General features: G+C 62.1%; 14 protein-coding genes and 1 rRNA gene. 3 read left to right on the top strand and 12 right to left on the bottom strand.

Annotated features, from left to right (window positions below; all coding sequences use genetic code 11):
- Positions 1-355: 355 nt before the first annotated feature.
- Positions 356-1846, top strand: coding sequence for an aldehyde dehydrogenase family protein (locus tag AC1RT4_RS16390; RefSeq protein ID WP_493086330.1), 1491 nt, complete (start codon positions 356-358; stop codon positions 1844-1846).
- Between the two features lie 16 nt (positions 1847-1862).
- On the opposite strand, the gene qhpG is transcribed toward AC1RT4_RS16390, so the two are convergent.
- From qhpG to AC1RT4_RS16425, 7 genes are all read right to left on the bottom strand, one after another.
- Entirely contained in the window at positions 1863-3155 is a 1293-nt protein-coding gene (gene qhpG / locus AC1RT4_RS16395) for a flavin-dependent monooxygenase QhpG (protein WP_493086332.1), read from the bottom strand.
- On the bottom strand, positions 3152-3829 hold the full coding sequence (gene qhpE, locus AC1RT4_RS16400; protein WP_493086334.1) for a subtilisin-like serine protease QhpE: 678 nt from the start codon (positions 3827-3829) through the stop codon (positions 3152-3154). The genes qhpG and qhpE overlap by 4 nt, the downstream gene beginning before the upstream one ends.
- Entirely contained in the window at positions 3819-5537 is a 1719-nt protein-coding gene (locus AC1RT4_RS16405) for an ABC transporter ATP-binding protein (protein ID WP_493086336.1), read from the bottom strand. The genes qhpE and AC1RT4_RS16405 overlap by 11 nt, the downstream gene beginning before the upstream one ends.
- Positions 5537-7441, bottom strand: coding sequence for a sigma-54-dependent Fis family transcriptional regulator (locus AC1RT4_RS16410; RefSeq protein ID WP_230732275.1), 1905 nt, complete (start codon positions 7439-7441; stop codon positions 5537-5539). Before AC1RT4_RS16410 ends, AC1RT4_RS16405 begins: the two co-directional genes overlap by 1 nt.
- 118 nt (positions 7442-7559) lie before the next feature.
- Complete coding sequence (locus tag AC1RT4_RS16415) at positions 7560-8588, bottom strand: histone deacetylase family protein (RefSeq protein ID WP_493086338.1); 1029 nt, start codon at positions 8586-8588, stop codon at positions 7560-7562.
- A 3-nt stretch (positions 8589-8591) separates the two neighbouring features.
- Positions 8592-9830: a Zn-dependent hydrolase gene (locus AC1RT4_RS16420; protein ID WP_493086340.1), complete on the bottom strand. Its 1239-nt coding sequence runs from the start codon at positions 9828-9830 to the stop codon at positions 8592-8594.
- Positions 9831-9852: 22 nt separating this feature from the next.
- On the bottom strand, positions 9853-11163 hold the full coding sequence (locus AC1RT4_RS16425) for an MFS transporter (RefSeq protein WP_493086342.1): 1311 nt from the start codon (positions 11161-11163) through the stop codon (positions 9853-9855).
- Between the two features lie 163 nt (positions 11164-11326).
- Between AC1RT4_RS16425 and AC1RT4_RS16430 the strand changes: the two genes are divergently transcribed.
- Positions 11327-12262 carry a LysR family transcriptional regulator gene (locus tag AC1RT4_RS16430; RefSeq protein ID WP_493086344.1) on the top strand — a complete coding sequence of 312 codons (936 nt, stop codon included), beginning with the start codon at positions 11327-11329 and terminating at the stop codon, positions 12260-12262.
- On the opposite strand, the gene AC1RT4_RS16435 is transcribed toward AC1RT4_RS16430, so the two are convergent.
- Genes AC1RT4_RS16435 through AC1RT4_RS16445 form a run of 3 tightly spaced genes read right to left on the bottom strand, consistent with a single transcriptional unit; the run spans position 12256 to position 15235 of the window.
- A complete protein-coding gene (locus tag AC1RT4_RS16435; RefSeq protein ID WP_493086346.1) occupies positions 12256-13185 on the bottom strand; it encodes a 2-hydroxyacid dehydrogenase in 930 nt (309 codons plus the stop codon). The genes AC1RT4_RS16430 and AC1RT4_RS16435 overlap by 7 nt on opposite strands.
- On the bottom strand, positions 13182-13937 hold the full coding sequence (locus AC1RT4_RS16440) for a class II aldolase/adducin family protein (protein WP_085608183.1): 756 nt from the start codon (positions 13935-13937) through the stop codon (positions 13182-13184). Before AC1RT4_RS16440 ends, AC1RT4_RS16435 begins: the two co-directional genes overlap by 4 nt.
- On the bottom strand, positions 13934-15235 hold the full coding sequence (locus AC1RT4_RS16445; protein WP_102688079.1) for an MFS transporter: 1302 nt from the start codon (positions 15233-15235) through the stop codon (positions 13934-13936). The genes AC1RT4_RS16440 and AC1RT4_RS16445 overlap by 4 nt, the downstream gene beginning before the upstream one ends.
- Positions 15236-15379: 144 nt before the next feature.
- Between AC1RT4_RS16445 and AC1RT4_RS16450 the strand changes: the two genes are divergently transcribed.
- Entirely contained in the window at positions 15380-16339 is a 960-nt protein-coding gene (locus AC1RT4_RS16450; protein ID WP_493086349.1) for a LysR family transcriptional regulator, read from the top strand.
- Positions 16340-16352: 13 nt separating this feature from the next.
- Here AC1RT4_RS16450 and mrdA read toward each other — a convergent pair whose 3' ends face one another.
- Both mrdA and rrf read right to left on the bottom strand, forming a co-directional pair.
- Positions 16353-18245, bottom strand: coding sequence for a penicillin-binding protein 2 (gene mrdA, locus AC1RT4_RS16455; RefSeq protein ID WP_085608182.1), 1893 nt, complete (start codon positions 18243-18245; stop codon positions 16353-16355).
- 204 nt (positions 18246-18449) lie between these two features.
- Positions 18450-18565, bottom strand: a 5S ribosomal RNA gene (rrf, locus tag AC1RT4_RS16460).
- Positions 18566-18741 lie beyond the last annotated feature (176 nt).

Raw genomic sequence — 18741 nt, forward strand, 5'->3', positions numbered from 1 at the left:
GACATCCTTGTGAAAACACTGACCCGCCAAATCCATGGCAGGAAAACCCTATACACCAAGCAACTTAGCTCGTACTTCTTGCCTCCACCAGTCGGTAAAAACTGTCAGACGCGCGGCTTTTCCTACACCTGAAACGGCCCGATTTTGCTCAAGCCCCGTCACAGCGGCGTTGGCTTTGTAGGACGCGTATCCTGCATCTCAACGGGTGTCGCGTTTTGAGACAAATTCACCCTCATTGCCACTCAAACTCTTCCTCCCTCAGCCCGTGCAACCGGACTGTGCGCCACCTTCGAGCATTTGGCACAACCATTGCGAAAGCCCCTCTCGATCCCATCGAACAACAAGAGGTTTCGCCATGCCCCTGCCCTATCTGCTCCCTGCCACCTCGGCCTTTATCCAGCGCCCGCCGCGCATGCTGATCGGCGGCGACTGGGTCGAAGCCTCCGACGGCCAGACCATGCCGCTGCACAACCCGGCCACCGGTGAAGTGCTGTGTGTGGTGCCCCGCGCCACCCCGGAAGATGTAGACCGCGCGGTGCTCGCCGCCCGGCAAGCCTTCGATGATTCGGCCTGGAGCCGCACCCGCCCGCGCGAGCGGCAGAACCTGTTGTGGAAACTCGCTGACCTGATGCAGCGCGACGCCGAGCTGCTGGCGCAACTGGAATGCCTGAACAACGGCAAGAGCGCGGCGGTGGCGCAGGTGATGGACGTGCAACTGGCCATCGACTTCCTGCGCTACATGGCCGGCTGGGCGACCAAGATCGAAGGTTCCAGCGTCGACGTCTCGTTGCCGCTGATGCCCGGCGATCAGTTCCACAGCTTCATCCGTCGTGAAGCGGTGGGCGTGGTCGGCGCCATCGTCGCCTGGAACTTCCCGTTGCTGCTGGCCTGCTGGAAACTCGGCCCGGCGCTGGCCACCGGTTGCACCGTGGTGCTCAAACCGGCCGACGAAACCCCGCTGACCGCGCTGAAACTGGCGGAGCTGGTGCTGGAGGCGGGTTATCCGGAAGGTGTGTTCAACGTGGTAACCGGCACCGGCATCACGGCCGGTTCCGCCCTGACCCACAATCCGCTGGTCGACAAACTGACCTTCACCGGCTCCACCGCTGTCGGCAAGCAGATCGGCAAGATCGCCATTGACTCCATGACCCGCGTCACCCTGGAACTGGGCGGAAAATCACCGACCATCGTCATGGCCGACGCCGACCTGAAAACCGCTGCGGCGGGAGCGGCCAGTGCGATTTTCTTCAATCAGGGCCAGGTCTGCTGCGCCGGTTCGCGGCTGTATGTGCAGCGCAAGCATTTCGACAATGTGGTGGCCGACATCAGCGACATTGCCAATGCGATGAAACTCGGCAACGGCCTCGACCCGAGCATCGATATGGGCCCGCTGATTTCCGCGCGCCAGCAGGAACGGGTCTACAACTACATCGAAATGGGCCGGGAAAGCGGCGCGACCATCGCCTGCGGCGGCGAGCAGTTCGGACCGGGGTTCTTCGTCAAGCCGACGGTGATTGTCGATGTCGACCAGCGGCATTCGCTGGTTCAGGAAGAGATCTTCGGTCCGGTGCTGGTGGCGATTCCGTTCGATGACGAGGCCGATGCGCTGCGCATGGCCAATGACAGCCCTTACGGATTGGGCGCGAGCATCTGGTCGAACGATCTGGCGGCAGTGCACCGGATGATTCCGCGGATCAAGTCGGGGTCGGTGTGGGTGAACTGTCACAGTGCTCTGGATCCCGCGCTGCCGTTTGGCGGCTACAAGATGTCCGGGGTCGGGCGCGAGATGGGGTATGCGGCGATCGAGCATTACACCGAGTTGAAGTCGGTGTTGATCAAGTTGTAATCACTGCGTTCATGGCTCAGGGTTTGAAACCCTGGGCCAACAGCCACCCGCGAACCGCCCGCCCCTGCTCAAGCGTCAATCCCGCCAACACCTGATCCGCCGGCTCATCGCGCAAACGCCGCACCAGCGGAGCCAGCTCGACACCTTGCACATGCCAGATCCCCAGCGGTTGATCCACCGTGATCACCACCTCGGCTTCATCGACAAACTCGTCACGCAACACCGGCATCCTCTCAATGCGCAAAGCGGCAAAATCCGCTGTCGCATGGGCCACTTCAGCATCAGGCCACTGCCGCCGCGCCTGCCAGAACGGCCGATCGAGCCAGCGCTGTTCATCGGCATAAAAGTCCCGACCGATCCGCGCAAAGCGCAGGAACAACTGCTCCACACGCTGCCGGTGAAAACGTTGCGCCAACGCCGCCCGCTCGGGTTTGCGCAACAGCGTGTTGATCACCACCGGTGCCTGCAACGCCGAGGACAGCGACTGAAAAATCCCGTTGCCCGACAGCGGGTCCACCGCCATCGCTGCATCGCCTACACGAATCCAGTTATCACCGCACACCTGCGGCGCAAGGATTGCGGTGCTGCTGCGAGCGTGCAGTTGCAACTCCGACTCCACGCCGCCAGCAAAGAACGCTTGAGCAAAACCCGAGGTCAGACGCCGCGCACGGCAGTGGTCGAGCAACTGCGCCTTGCCCGGCAACTCGGCACTCGCCACATCCACCGTCCATTGCCAATAACACTGGCCATCGTCCCGTCGAGCCATCCACGCCCAACCGTCTTCAAGGCTTTCCACGGCGCTAGCAGTCCCACCCGGCGCGCCTTGCCAACGATTGAGAAGACTGACCGTCTCCGGCCCACGCAGACCTTTACCGGACGCTGGCGCCTGTCGCCCACGGGCTTCCACCAGAAAATCCGCCGTCAGCCTCTGTCCGCCATCAAGTTCTACCTGATGGCGGACAGAGGACTGAACATTCAGGACTCGCCCTTCAATCACCTCGACCCCGGCCACCCGCAAGTCTTCACGCAAGCCGCGATCAAAGGTCGGACGATCCAGCAGAAACTCGATGTTCTGCGCATGTTGCTGGCCGTTCCACGAAACCTGCCTTTGGGACGGCAACGTGGCATTCGCCAAAGCGTGATTCAACCCGGCACCGCGCAACGCCTCCAGCACCCGTTGCGATACGCCTTCGAGCGCCGCAAACCGCCGCCATTCGCTGACCAGCGTCACGGCGTAACCCAGTCGTCGCAGCCCCAGTGCGACCGCCGCGCCGGCCGGTCCGGCACCGAGAATCAGGATCGCAGTCATGGACCGAAACGCCGTTCAGGGCCGCGATAACGAGCGTGCTGTTTCAGCCAATCGATCACTTCAGCGTTGCTCGCTTGCGGATGCTCTAGCAGATAACCGGCAATATGCCCGCTCAACGCGGCACACCCCAGACTGGCTCCGGACTGCCCCGGATAAGTGCCGAGAACACACGCGGCAAAATCCGCCTGCGCACTGTCGAGCCATGACCATTGCTCATCGGTGCAACGGGCATCGCCGGTCACCCGCAGCACCTGCGGATAACTCGCCGGAAACACCGCCGCGCCCTGCGCCGGGCTCGACGCACACAGCAACACTCCACGGGCCACCGCCGCCGCGCAGGCCTCGCGCAACAGGCTGCGATCCTGGCGCAGGCCGAGGCTCAGATTGATCAGCCGCACGTCCTGCGCCACCAGCCAGTCGATGGCCGAGGCGATCTGCAAGGCACTGGTGACGCCGCGCTGATCGAACACCTGAGCCACGCAGATTTGCGCCGCCGGTGCCCGACGACTGATCGCCTCGATCACCGCGCTGCCATGCCCGAGGGGATCGTCGCGCAGATCCGATTCGGCCAGGCCATCCTCCAGCAACGAGAACCGCCGCCCGGCAATCACCTGCACCCGCTGCGCCGCCGAGTGCCCGCTGTCGACCACACCAATCCGCAATTCAGGCTTCATGCAGCACCGTTTTCGAAATGAGCACACCGTCGAGCAATTCAAAGCGCAGATCGGCATCGGCCAGGGTCGACGGACGATGGCTTATGAGGATCCGCGTGCGCCCGGCAAACAACCGGTCGATGGCTTCGATCACCTCGCGCTCGGTGGTTTCGTCCACCGCCGACGTGGCTTCGTCGAGCACCAGAATCAGCGGATCTTGCAACAGCGCCCGGGCAATCGCGATCCGCTGTTTCTGCCCGCCAGACAATTGCTGACCGCGCTCGCCCAATGGGCTGTCGAGGCCTTCGGGCAACGACGCAATCAGGCTGTCGAGTTGCGCCAGCCGTGCGACTTCTGCGATGGCTTCGCGGCTGGCGTCCGGCACTGCGTAAGCCAAGTTATCGGCGAGACTGCCGCGAAACAGCACGATGTCCTGGCTGACCACGGCGATGCGCCGGCGCAGTTCGAACAACTCCAGTTCACGCAGGTCCACTTCGCCGAGCAACACCCGCCCGGACTGCGGATCGTGATGCCGTTGCAGCAGGTCAATCAGCGTCGATTTGCCGACGCCGGAGCCGCCGCTCAAGGCGACTTTCAAACCGTAGGGAATCGTCGCCTCGATACCGCTCAACGTACTTGGTCGGCCCGGATGGCTGAAGTGCACCGCGTCGAAACGCAGCTCGCCCGAAGTCGGAAACGGTTTCGGCGTGGCCGGTGAAAATACCGTGGGCTCTTCGCCACGCAACTCCATGACCCGCCCAAGACTGACGGTCATGCGCTGGATCGCCACGTACAACCCCAACAAACTTTGCACCGGCCCGACCGCCATCCCCAAATAGGTGGAAAACGCGATCAGCGCACCCAATTGCCAGGTGCCCTGCACCACCCAATAACCGCCGATCAAAAACGCGCACGCGCGGGACAGCGACGTCAATGTGCCCGGCACAGCCTGGGTGAAAAACTCGGTGACTTGCAGGCGCAGCAACTGGTTCATGTAGCCCTGCCCGAGGCTTTCCAGACGCCGCGCTTCACGCTGCTGCTGGCCGGCGGACTGGATGAATTTCATCACCGGCAGGGTCTCGACCATGAACGACGACATGTCCGCCGAACGCTCGCGCAACTGCCGCACATCGCGCTCGACCTTGCGCCGCATCCAGCGCAGCCAGAGCACGTCGAGCGGGATCAGCACCAGCGCCAGCAATGACAGTTTCCACGACAGCGTGAACAGCATCGCAATCGCCACCACCAGGCCGATCACACTCGACACTGCCGAGAACAACGAGTCCACGGCGAAGCGCTGAATCTCCGCCACATCGCCGTCGAGCCGCGACATCAGATCGCCGATCCGCCGCTGGCCGTAGAAGCTTGGCGACAGCTTCTGCAAATGCCGGTAAAGGTCATCGCGCAGGGCAAACAGAATCCGTCCGGACAACCGCGTGTGCAGATAACGGTTGATCCCCGACAACGCGGTGCCGAGCAGTCCCGCGATGATCATCAGCACCGCGATCATTACCAGCATCGGAAAGTTGCGCGCCAGCAGCCCGTCGTCGATCAGCAGTTTGATCAGCCACGGCTGCACCAGCACCAGCAGCGAAGCGCACACCGACAGACCAAGCAGGCCGGCAATCGCCAGCTGCTGCGGCCGCACGAAACCGTACAGCCAGCGCAACGCCGCTTGCAGTGCGGCGGGATTCTGGCTGTCGATCAGCCGCACGAACAGGCGCTGCATCACGAGCGCAACTGTTTGAGTTTGCGGTACAGGGTCGCGCGGCTGATGCCGAGGGCGTCGGCGGCAGCCGAGACATTGCCCTGATGGGTATCGAGGGACTGGCGGATCATCTCCAGTTCGTTCTCGCGAATGCTGCCGGTCTGGGGTTTCTCCGTGGCGGAGAGTTCGTCGAGCATGCTGTCGGGCAGGTGATCGAGGGTCAGCACCGTTTCACCCGGCTCGCGCATCGCCAGCGCGGTGCGCAGCACCATTTCCAGTTGGCGGATGTTGCCCGGCCAGTGATACGCGCCGAGCAAGCGATTGAGGTCGTCGTGCAGCACGGCGTTCGGTGCGTCGAGCTTGCCCAGCAGCCGAGTGACCAGCGCGCTGAAGTCATCGCGCTCACGCAGGGCCGGGAGCATCACGCTGATGCCGTTGACCCGATAGAACAGATCCTCGCGAAATTGCTTGTCCTCGACCTGACGCTTGAGGTCGCGGTGGGTGGCGCAGATCAGCGCGACGTCGATGTCCTGCTCTTCCCCGGCCCCCAGCGGCGCGACTTTGCGGTCCTGCAAAACCCGCAGCAAACGCGCCTGCAAGGCCAGCGGCATGTCGCCGATTTCATCGAGGAACAGCGTGCCGCCGTGGGCCTGTTGCAGGCGCCCGATCATGCCGCCGCGGCGCGATCCGGTGAACGCACCTTCGCGGTAGCCGAACAGTTCCGACTCGATCAGGCCTTCGGGAATTGCCGCGCAGTTCACGGCCACAAACGGTTTGTCGCTGCGGCTACCGGCCAGGTGCAGGGCGCGAGCGATCACTTCTTTACCGGTGCCGGTTTCGCCGAGCAACAGCACCGGCAATTCATTGGCGAGACCTTGGCGGGCCATGCGCAAGGCACGGGCATAACGGGCGTTGTTGCCGGCCAGTGCTTCCAGATCCGGTTGCGCCTTGGCGGTTTTCGCCACGCTGCGTGGCGGGCCGCCGAGGTTGACCGAGCGCGCCGGGGCTCGCAGGGTCTTGTAGAAAAATTCGCCCTTGGCGGTCTGCACGCTGCCGACGCCGCCCTGTTGCAGGCGGGTCAACAATTGCACGCCATCGACGCCGAGGAATTCTTCGCAACGCCGCCCGACCAGCGCCGAACGCTCGGCCCGCAGCAACTGACAGGCCTGGGCGCTGACCGCCAGAATCTGCCCACCGAGGCTCACCGCCAGCAGCCCTTGCCACGGCGATTCCAGATACTGCCGGCGGCTGTGGAAGGCGAGGACGATCTGATCGGGAAAACTGTTGTTGAATACCCGGCTCTCGATCTGGCTGACCGCCATGCTCAGCAGCGCGGTGCTGTCGTGAACGCGGCCGAGAGGGCCTTCGCGGGTCAGGTCGAGGACGCCAAGAATCTCGCCCTGAGGGCAATGGATCGGCACCGAGGTGCAGGAAAAATCGGTGAGGCGGTCGAGGTAATGTTCGCCGCAATCGATCAGGGTGGGCCGCGCTTCGACCAGTGCCGTGCCGAGGGCGTTGGTACCACGAGCGGCTTCGCTCCAGCAGGCGCCGAGGGTGATGTCCTGCAGGCCGCTGCCCTTGAGCCGGTCGGCACGTCCCTCGACCGCAAGAATGGTAGCGTCGGAATTGGCGAGGATGATCAGGCCTTCCTTGCCCTGACGTTCGGCCAGGTAATCGATGGCCGGTATCGCCGCATCGATCAGCAGGCGATTGCTCGCCAGCAACACATCGAGACTCGCGCCCGATTCCAGTGCCAGCTCATGCTTGCCATTGAAATGCACGCCGTGGCTCAGGCTGCGCCGCCACGAAGCATCGATCTCCGCACGCAACACGCCATCCGGGACCTGCCCTTCGAGATGGAGTTTTTCCCGGGCCAGCCGGGCTTCGTGGTGAGACTTGGGATCGGTTGTTTTTATAAGAGTCATCAAGCGCTCCGGAGCGGTCCGCTTTGCGCTTTTTTACATCAGCGCCCTGACGCCAATGTTTACGTTAACGTCAGGGCGATGGCAAGCACCGTAGGGCGCTTGTGTTCCAGCAGGTGGATCACCTCAGCTGCCACACCTCGCCATTCACGAAAAACGCCCGGGCGTTGTCTTCGAGACTTTCCAGGTGATAGCCACCTTCCTGCACGATCAGGCATGGCAGGCCCAGGCTGCGGATTCGCTCGCCCAGTGCTGCAAAACCTTCACGGGTCACGGCGACTTTGCTTTGCGGATCCAGCTCATAGATATCGAAACCGAGCGACAGCACCAGCACCTCGGCGCCGAACTCGCGCACCGCGCTCAATGCGACGTTCAGTTGCCCGAGGAAATCCGCTTCGCTTGAACCATGGGCCATCGGCAGGTTGAGGTTGAAGCCCTCCCCCGCGCCGCTGCCACGTTCGTCGGCGAACCCGGCGACGCCCGGATAGAAGTTGGTCGGATCGCCATGCACCGAGACGTAGAGCACGTCATCGCGGTCGTAGAAAATCTCCTGGATGCCCTGACCGTGGTGCATGTCGGTGTCGAGCACCGCGACTTTTTCAAACTTGTCGCGCAGCACCTGCGCTGCCACCGCCGCGTTGTTCACGTAGCAGAAACCGCCTGCCGCTTCGGCCCGGGCATGATGTCCCGGCGGACGGCACAGCGCGTAGGCCGCAGGCTCACCGTCGATCAGTGCCTGAGCCCCGGCCACTGCACTTTGCGCCGACCAGTACGCCGAGCGCCAGGTCTGCTCGCCGACCGGGCAACTGCCGTCCGCCAGATAGCGCGCGGCCTGGGCGAGGATGCCGCGCAAGGCGTTGGGCTCGCGGACGAAGATGTTCGACATCACCTCGTCGCCCCAGTCTTCGGGGATTTCCTTCCAGCGTGCATGCGCTTCCTGAAGAAAGGTCAGATACGGCGCGCCATGCACCGCCTGCAACGGTGCGAGGCCGGCATCGACGGGCTGCTCGACGCTGAAACCCAGACCGTGGGCGGCCTGCACCAGACGCTGCGCACGCTCGGGCACTTCCTGCGGTGTGCGCATCTGCCCACGGGAGTAATAGCTGCGTGGATGGTGGAGCAATTGTTCGGGGTGGAAAAAACTGCGCATGGTTCAGACTCCCTGTTCGATTCGACCGGCGCGGGCCAGCACAGCGTTGAGCAATACATCGGTGCCCTGCTTCACGTCTTCGGGCAGTACATCTTCCGCTTCGTTATGGCTCAGGCCACCGACACACGGGATGAACACCATCGCCGTCGGGCAGTAGCGCGCGAGGTGAATCGCGTCATGCCCGGCGCCGCTGACAATCGACTGCTGAGCGTAGCCCAGCGCATCCACCGCTTCTTGCACGGCTGCCACGCATTCGGCGTCGAACGGCGTGGCCGGGCTGATCCAGTGCGGGGTGATCGTCAGGTTCAGGCCGCGGCCATCGGCGATGGCCTGCAGGCGGGCGCGGACTTGTTGTTCCATGGCGGCGATGGCGTCGTCGCGGTGATGACGCAGATCGACGGTGAAATTCACCAGCCCCGGAATGGTGTTGCGCGAGGATTTGTTGATACTCAACTCGCCGACCGTGGTCAGGCCTTCGGGGGCAAAATCCGCCGCCAGACCTTCAATCGCCTGAATCATCCGCGCCACACCGTACAGCGCGTCTTTGCGCAGCGGCATCGGCGTGGTGCCGGCGTGGGCGGCCATGCCTTCCACGCGCACGTCGAGCCAGCGGATCGCCTGACCGCCCGTGACCACGCCGATGCTTTTGGCGTTATCTTCGAGGATCGGGCCTTGTTCGATGTGCGCTTCAAAATACGCATCCACCGCGCCGCCCAACGGACGTTCACCGGCGTAACCGGTACGCTGCAAGGCCTCGGCAACGCTGATGCCATCGACATCGCGCACCGCCAGCGCAGCGTTCAGATCCATGATCCCGGTGAACACTGCCGAGCCGAACATCGCCGGAGTGAAGCGCGCACCTTCTTCGTTGGTCCACACCGCCACTTCCAGCGGTTTGCGGGTCTGGATGTTCAGGTCGTTGAGGCAACGCACCACTTCCAGCCCGGCGAGCACGCCGTAGACGCCATCGAAACGCCCGCCTTCGGGCTGGGTGTCGAGGTGGCTGCCCATCATCACCGGCGCAGCGTCCGGGTCGGTGCCGGCGCGGCGGGCGAACAGGTTGCCGATGGCGTCCACGCTCAAGGTCATGCTGGCTTCGCGGCACCAGTGGGCGAACAGTTCGCGACCGGCCTTGTCTTCATCGCTCAACGCCAGACGGCAGCTGCCCCCTCGGGCTGTCGCACCGATTTCGGCCATGGCCATCAGGCTCGCCCACAGGCGTTCGCCATTGATCTTCAACATGAGGTTCTCCTGAAATTCCGGGTTAGACACGGGCCATTTCCGCGCGATGGGCGCTGGCGTGACGACGGGCGAGGGACAGCACACAAATCAGCGAAATGCCGGCGATCAGGCTGTAGAACACCGCCATCGGCCACCACTGCCCGGTGAACTTGTGCGCGAGCATCGTGCCGATCAGCGGCGTCAGCCCACCGGCCACCGCGCCGCAAATCTGATAGGCCAGCGAGATCGCCGTGTAGCGCACGCGAGTCTCGAACATACCGCTGACGTACCCCGCGATCACCGCGTAGAACGACGCCATGCACACCACCGCCAGCGCAATGCCGAGGATGATCAGCGGCGCCTGAGCCGAACTCACGAGCACGAACATCGGATACGGCGAGGCCATTGCCAGCAGCGACACCAGACACAGGAAACGCGTCGCGCCGATCTTCTCCGCCGTCCAAGCGGCCAGCGGCTGGATGCAGAACTGGATGAACGCAACAAAGAACAGACATTCGAGAATCAGCGAACGCGGCAGCGCCAGTTGCTGAGTGGTGTAGGCGATCATGAAAGTGTTGGTGAAATACACCCCGGCGATGCCCAACGTGTTGGCGCCGATGCACAGCAACAGCGGCCGCCACGCGGTGCGCAGGACTTCCATCACCGGTGCCTGTTCTTTCTTGATTTGCTTGCTGGCCTGCTCGCGGCTGACGAGGAATTCCGGCGACTCGTTCACGCCCAGTCGGATCGCCAGGCCCACCAGCAGCAACAGCGCACTGGCGAGGAACGGCAGACGCCAGCCCCAACTCATCAGGTCTTCTTCCGGCAAACGGGTCACCGCACTGAACGCCAACAGCGACAGGATCAAACCTGCCGGGCTGCCCAGTTGCGCGAACGACGCGAAGAAGTTGCGACGCCCTTTCGGCGCATGCTCGCCGGCCATCAACACCGCCCCGCCCCACTCGCCACCGACGGCGATGCCCTGGACGATGCGCAACAGAATCAGCAGCACCGGCGCTGCCGCGCCGATCTGCGCGTAGGTCGGCAACAGACCGATACACACCGTGACCACGCCCATCATCAACAGCGTGATGATCAGCGATTTCTTGCGGCCGATTCGGTCGCCGATATGACCAAAAATGATCCCGCCCAACGGCCGGGCAAAGAAGCCCACGGCGAAGGTGCCGAATGCAGCCATGGTGCTGAACAGCGGATCGTCGGAGGGAAAGAACAGCGCGCCGAACACCAGCGCGGCGGCGGTGGCGTAGATGTAAAAGTCGTACCACTCGATCATGGTGCCGATGAAGGCTGCGGCCGCCGCACGGCGCGGCTGGTTCGAAGCGTGAGGCTTCATGGGGTCGGGCTCCTTTGATTGTTTTTTTGGCAGGAGGAAAACGATAAATCCGAGGCACTCTGACGGCGCCTGTCGTGGGGTGATTTATCGTCCCGGGGCTATGATTAGTCAATTTTCTATTTATTATTCCGAGTATTACCTCACCTTATAATCGAGAGCCGCCATGGCCGAACGTGATGTGCAACGCCTGCTCAACGACCGTCTCGACTGGAACCTGCTGCGCACCTTCCGGGTGATCGGCCAGGAGCTGAGCATCAGCCGCGCCGCCGCGCGTCTGCACCTGACCCAACCGGCGGTGAGCCAGGCACTCAAGCGTCTGGAGGAGCAATTGGGTCGCCAATTGATCGCCCGACGCGGCCCGCGCTTTGCCCTCACCGAAGTCGGCGAGCAGATCTTCGAACTGGCCGGCGAGATCTACGGGCAAATGTCCCAGGTCAGCAGCCTGCTGGAGCAACCCGCCGACGAAGTGATCGGCAAGGTGCGACTGCTGATCATCAGCCGGATCTTTTCCGAGCGTTTCGATGACTTCCTTGCGGACTTTCATCGGCAGTATCCAAGGGTCGATCTGGAGGTTGATGTGATGCGCAGTTCGGACATCGTCAGCGCCCTTCAGGAGAAAACCGCGACGCTCGGCATGAGCCTCAATCGTCGCCCGCAACCGCGACTTGAACAGCGCCTGTTCCTGCGTCAACGCTATGCGTTCTTCTGTGGCAAACACCATGCGCTGTTTGGCCGGCAGGACATCGGTGAAGGCGATTTGCAGCGGGAGAACTTCGTCAGTTTCACCAGTGACCAGATTGGCGGGATGCTTTCGCCACTGACGATTTTTCGCGATCAGCAAGGCTTCAGCGGACGCATCGTCGCGTCATCGCCGAGTCTGGAAGAAGTCCGGCGACTGGTGATCGCCGGGTTCGGCATCGGTTGTTTGCCGGAGCACGTGGTGGCGGCGGACGTCGAGGCCAGATTGCTCTGGCGCCTGCCGCCCCACGAGGGGATTGCCGATGTCGACATTCATCTGCTGTGGAACCGCGACCAGCGCATGAGCCGCGCCGAGACGCTGTTCATCGAACGTTTGCAGGCCTGTCTGGCGGATCAGTAACCGAGCAGTCGATCTGCGCTGTTGAGCAGTGGTTCACCGGCATTCAGACGGCGGAAGTTCTCGGCGATCTGCTCGGCGATGCAATCGTGGGAGGCCGCCGAAGCCATGTGCGGGGTGATGGTCACGCCCGGGGTTTTCCAGAGTGGATGATCGGCGGGCAGCGGTTCCTGTTCGAAGACATCAAGCAGTGCACCGCGCAGTTTTCCACGGGCCAGAGCCTGTTGCAGATCCTCGATATTCAGGTGTCCGCCGCGACCGACGTTGACCAGTGCCGCACCGTTGGCCAAGTGCTCGAACGTCTGGCGATTGAGGATGCCGCGAGTCTCGTGAGTCAGCGGCAACAGATTGATCAGCAACTCCACGCCGTCGAGAAACGGGTAGAAGGCATCGGTGCCGGCAAAGGTCTGCACGCCCGGTAAATCCTTGCTGCTGCGCGCCCAGCCACGCACCTCGTAACCGGCGTTGGCCAGGTCTTGGGCGATCGCGCTGCCGAGCGAGCCGAGACCCATCACACCGATCCGGAACTCATGGGCCGGGCGTTGCAGCGGTCGCTCCCAATGCTGTTGGCGCTGTTGCTCGAGCACTTGATCGAAGCCGCGATGATAGTGAATCACCGCCCAGCGTACGTACTCGGTCATACCTTGCCGATGACCGGGGTCGACCACCCGGCACACCGGCAGATCGGGGCAAGACGGATCGTGCTCCAAATGATCGATACCGGCAGCGACCGAGTGAATCACTTGCAGATTGGGCAACGCGGCGAGGCTGTCCGGCAGCGGAAACCAGCACGCTGCGATCTGCGCATTCATCGCCCGGGGATCGTCGGCCAGCACCGCCGAGAGCTGCGGCGCACGGCGGGCAAAGGCTTCCTGCAATTGTTTGAGCAACAGCGTGTCGCGGGACATCAGTGCAACGGTGTTCATGACAGATAGGACTCGCGCTGGGATTCGATCAGGGTCAATGCGGCCTCCCAGGCCAGGTCGATGATGTTGTCCTGCTCATCACGGTCGAACTGTTCGGCGGTGTGGGCGCAGACTTCCGGCGACGGGAAATGCAGCTCGCAACCGCCGGCCAGCGCCTGCACTTGGGCCTGGCAGGCACGCTCCAGAAAGTGGATTTCCTGGAATGCCTGGGCCACGCCGGAACCGCCGACCAGCAGGCCGTGATTGCGCAGGATCATCGCCCGGTGCGGGCCGAGGTCAGCGATCAAACGATCACGCTCGTCCAGCGACAGCGCGATACCTTCGTAGGTGTGGTAAGCAAGTTTTCCGTAGAACTTCAGCGCGTGCTGACTGATCGGCAGCAGGCCTTGTTTCTGCGCGGCGACGGCCATGCCAGCGGCGGTGTGGGTGTGGATCACGCAGTTCAGATCCGGGCGCGCCATGTGAATCGCCGAGTGGATCACGAAGCCGGCGGCGTTGACCCGATGCCCGGCGTATTCAGGGTCGACGATGCGTCCGTCCTGATCGATGCGCACTAGATCCGAGGCGCGCATGCGGTCGAAAATGACGCCGTAGCGGTTGATCAGGAAATGATGCTCCGGCCCCGGAATCCGCAGGGTGATGTGGGTGTCGATCAGGTCGGTCATGCGAAAGTGTGCGATCAAGCGGTACAGCGCGGCGAGCTCGCAACGGGCTTGCCATTCGATCGGGTCAATGTGGGCGGGCTTACTCACGAATACACCTCTTTGTTGGTATGAAGGACGACCGGGTTGGCCCGCAGACGCGCGAGGCCACAGACACCGATCAGAGATAGAGCCGACAGCAGCGTGAAGAACACCGCCAATGGCAGCCACTGCCCGGAAAATTTGCTGGCCAACAGCGTGCCGATCAGCGGCGTGGTGCCGCCGGCTAGTGCGCAGCTCAGTTGATAAGCGATGGAGATGCCCGAGTAGCGCAGGTGCACCGGAAAGGCCTGGGTCATGTATCCGGCGATCACCGCGTACAAGGCCGAGAGAATCACCACCGCGACGGCGATGCCGAGGGTCATCAACAGAATGTTTTGAGTGCCGACCAGCAGGAACATCGGGTACGGCGTGACCATGCACAGCAACGCGACCAGCATCAGGAATCGCCCTTCGCCAATGCGTTCGGCGAGCAATGCCGATACCGGTTGCGACAGCAGTTGAATGACGGTCACCAGAAACAGGCAGTCGAGAATGGTCGAACGCGGGATGCCCTGATATTGGGTGACGTAGGTGATCATGAAGGTGTTGGTGAAGAAGAAGCCGGCCGAACCGATGGTGACGGCGGCGGCAGCAAACAGGATCTGCCGCCAGCACTGGCGGATCACGTCTTTCACCGGGTATTTGGCGGTTTCGTTGTTGTCCTTGGCCTTGGCGAATTCCGGGGATTCATGCACCCCGGAGCGGATCATCAACCCGACCATCATCAGCACGCCGCTGGCGAGAAACGGCAGACGCCAGCCCCAGGCGAGGAAGTCTTCCGGCGACAGCGATGTCACCAGTCGGAAGGCGATCAACGCGAGCAGCAAACCCGCCGGGCTGCCGAGCTGGGCGAACGAGGCGTAGAAGGTTTTGCGTTTGGCCGGCGCGTGCTCACTGGCCATCAACACTGCCCCGCCCCACTCGCCGCCGACGGAGATGCCCTGGATCAGGCGCAATACGATCAACCCGATCGGCGCCCAGATGCCGACGCTGGCGTAGCTCGGCAACAGACCGATACCCGCCGTGGCCAGGCCCATCAGCGCCATGGTCACCAACAGCATTTTCTTGCGACCTAGACGATCCCCCAAATGACCGAACACCATCCCGGCCATCGGGCGGGCGATGAAGCCGACGGCGAAACTGCCGAACGCGGCGAGCGTGCTGGTCACCGGGTCGCTGCTGGGAAAGAACACTTGCCCGAGCACCAATGCAGCAGCGGTTGCGTAGATGTAGAAATCGTAGAACTCGATGGTTGTGCCAATGAAGGCAGCGGCCGCGGCGCGACGCGGCTGAGCGGTGGTGTGCATGCAAGAACCCTGTGTATTTATAGTTTTGGGCAGGTGTCGAGGCGGCTGACGGTCGCGCTCTGTGGCGCTTGTGGGCTTTATCGCTTCCGTGACAGGATTAGTCAATTTTCAAAAACTTATCTTTACTATTAGCGCGACTACTACATGACCTCTTCCACTAATCCCTGGGTCGGCCGGCGTTTTCTAAATGACCGGCTGGACTGGAACCTGCTGCGCACCTATCTGGTGATCGGTCAGGAAGGCAGCATGAGCCGCGCCGCTGCCCGGCTGCACATCACTCAGTCGGCGGTCAGCCAGGCGTTGAAACGTCTCGAAGAACAACTGGATTGTGTGTTGATTGCCCGCAGCGGACGGCGCTTTGATCTGACGGAAACCGGGGAAGAAGTCCTGCGGATTGCGGCGGATATCTACGGCGATATTTCTCGTTTGGGCACCGTGGTCGAGAACCGCCATGACGATGTCGTGGGCAAGATCCGTATCCTCACCGTCAGTGGCGTGCAGGCGCGGCATTACGATGAGTTTCTTGCGGACTTCCACGAAACTCACCCGAAAATCGAGCTGGAAGTCGAGGTGATGGGCAGCTCGAACATCATCAGTTCATTGCTGCAAAAGACCGCTACGGTGGGAGTGGGATTGTGTCGTCTTCCGCAGCCGAGACTGGAGCAAAGGGTATTGTTTCGTGAGCGTTATGCGTACTTTTGCGGGCAGCGGCATCGCCTGTTCGGACAGCAGAATCTGACGCTGGAGCAACTGGCGGCGGAGAACTTTGTCAGCTTCACCAGCGATCAGCTCGGCGGCAATCTTTCGCCCTTGACGCTGTTTCGCGACCAGCAGGGGTTTACCGGCAAGATCGTCGCCTCCTCCACCAGTTTTGAAGAGATTTACCGCCTGATCTGTGCAGGGTTCGGGATTGGTTGTTTACCGATTCACCTTGTTCGACGGGATGTCGAACAAGGCCTGCTGTGGCGCTTGCCGCCGGAGGATGGGGTGGTGGATTTCGATATTCAGCTGCTGTGGAATCGCGAGCAGAAGATGACTCAGGCGGAAGCGGTGTTCCTCGACAGCTTCCAGCACATGCTCAGCTTGCGTGAGCCTGTGCTGTGAAGCTGTGACCGGATTACACGTGGGGATCGCCCGGTGCCTTGGTCGGCGCCGCGTATTGCGGCTTGAGGTGACCGTCCTGGTCGAGTAGCCAGGCGTCCATGATCTGCCGCACCACGGGACCTGCGACTCGGCCACCGGCCTCGCCGTTTTCGATCATTACCGAGATTGCGATCTTCGGATGCTCGGCCGGGGCAAAGCCGACGAACAAGGCGTTGTCACGATGGCGCTCTAGGGTTTTCTCGCGGTTGTAGCGCTCGCCCTGCTTGATCGCCACCACCTGCGCCGTACCACTCTTGCCGGCGATGCGGTACTGCGCACCGGCCGCCGCCGCACGGGCAATGCCTCGGGCGTCGTGCATCACCATTTGCATGCCGTGGTTGACCTGCTCCCAGTCACGCGGATCCTTGAGCAGGATGTTCGGCATCGGGTGTTCGTCCACCGGTGCCACACCGTCGACGGTCTTGGCCAGGTGCGGACGGTTCCAGATGCCCTTGTTGGCAATCAGTGCGGTGGCTTGAGCCAGTTGCAGCGGCGTGACCTGCATGTAGCCCTGACCGATACCAAGAATCACGGTTTCGCCGGGGAACCAGGCTTGCCGGCGCGTAGCGCGCTTCCAAGCCTGAGACGGCATCAGGCCGGGCGACTCCTCGAACATGTCCAGCGAGACCTTCTCGCCGAGGCCGAACATCGCCATGTAATCGTGCAGGCGATCGATGCCGAGCTTGTGCGCCAGGTCGTAGAAGTAGGTGTCGTTGGAACGCATGATCGCTGCGTCCATGTCCACCCAGCCGTCGCCGCTGTGGTTCCAGTTTCGGTACTTGTGGTCGAAGTCCGGCAGTTGGTAGTAACCGGGATCGAAGACGCGGGTCTGAGGCGTGACCACGCCGGCGTCGAGTCCGGCAATCGCCACCTCTGGCTTGATCGTCGAACCTGGTGCGTACAGGCCGCGCAGCACGCGGTTGAACAGCGGGCGGTCAATGGAGTCACGCAGCGCCGAGTATTCCTTGGAGCTGATACCGGTCACGAACAGATTGGGGTCGAAGCTCGGGTTGCTGACCATGGCCAGCACTTCGCCAGTCGATGGGTCCAGTGCAACGACCGAGCCGCGACGGTCGCCCAATGCGGCTTCGGCGGCTTCCTGGAGCTTGATATCGAGGCTGAGGACGATGTTTTTGCCGGGTATCGGATCGGTGTGTTTCAGCACGCGCAGTACACGGCCCTGAGCGTTGGTCTCTACTTCCTCGTAACCGACGTGGCCGTGCAGTTGTGGCTCGTAAAAGCGTTCGATACCGGTCTTGCCGATGGATTGGGTGCCGCGGTATTCGACAGAGTCGAGGGTCTTGGATTCTTTCTCGTTGATGCGGCCGACGTAGCCGATCGAGTGTGCGAAGTGTGCGCCCAGTGGGTAGTTACGTACGAACTGTGGCTCGACATCCAGGCCCGGCAGGCGGAATTCGTTAACTGCCAGCACGGCGATCTGTTCTTCGGTCAGCTCGTAGAACAGCGTTACGGGTGTAAACGGGTGGCGCGACTGCTTCATGGCCTTATCGAAGACCGTTCGGTCTTCGGCGGGCAGATGCAGGAGACTGATGACTTCGTCCAGCTCCTGGTTGACGTCAGTCGCGCGTTCGCGGGTGATGGTCAGGTTGTAGCTGGGACGGTTGTCGGCCAGCAACACGCCGTTGCGATCGTAGATCAGGCCGCGAGTCGGCGGGATCGGCAGGACATGGACGCGATTGTTTTCGGAGATAGTCGAGTGGTAGTCGAACTCGACGACTTGCAGGATGTACAGGCGCACAACCAGGGCGCAACTGACGGCGAAGACGAACAAGGCGCAGGCGATCAGGCGTTTGTTGACCAGCCGCGTCTCTTTTTCGTGATCTTTGATAGGGATGGGTTCGGGCATTTCTGCAGCCACTCTTTGACAAAAAATGAGCGCCGATCCTTGGGCGTGACTTCAGTCCGTTAAAAAACGAGCTGCACCATACCAAAAACCGGGCGGTCATTTCAGAGGGATTTCCCCAATGGTTGTAGTAACGACGGTCGGACCACTTTCCTGCGGGCAAAACAAAACCCCAACTGCTTTCGCAATTGGGGTTTCGGAATTTAATCTTGACGATGACCTACTCTCACATGGGGAAACCCCACACTACCATCGGCGATGCATCGTTTCACTTCTGAGTTCGGGATGGGATCAGGTGGTTCCAACGCTCTATGGTCGTCAAGAAATTCGGGTACTGAGTCGTGACCAGAGGGTCTCGCTTCAGCAAATTGGGTATGTGACAGTTTTCGGTGTTTTGTGAGCGTCGAACTTTCGGTTCATTGCGTCTTCACACACCGCAATCTGATGCTCTTTCGAGTAGTCAAATTGCTTGGGTGTTATATGGTCAAGCCTCACGGGC

The organism is Pseudomonas sp. GW821-FHT11D10, assembly GCF_058808435.1.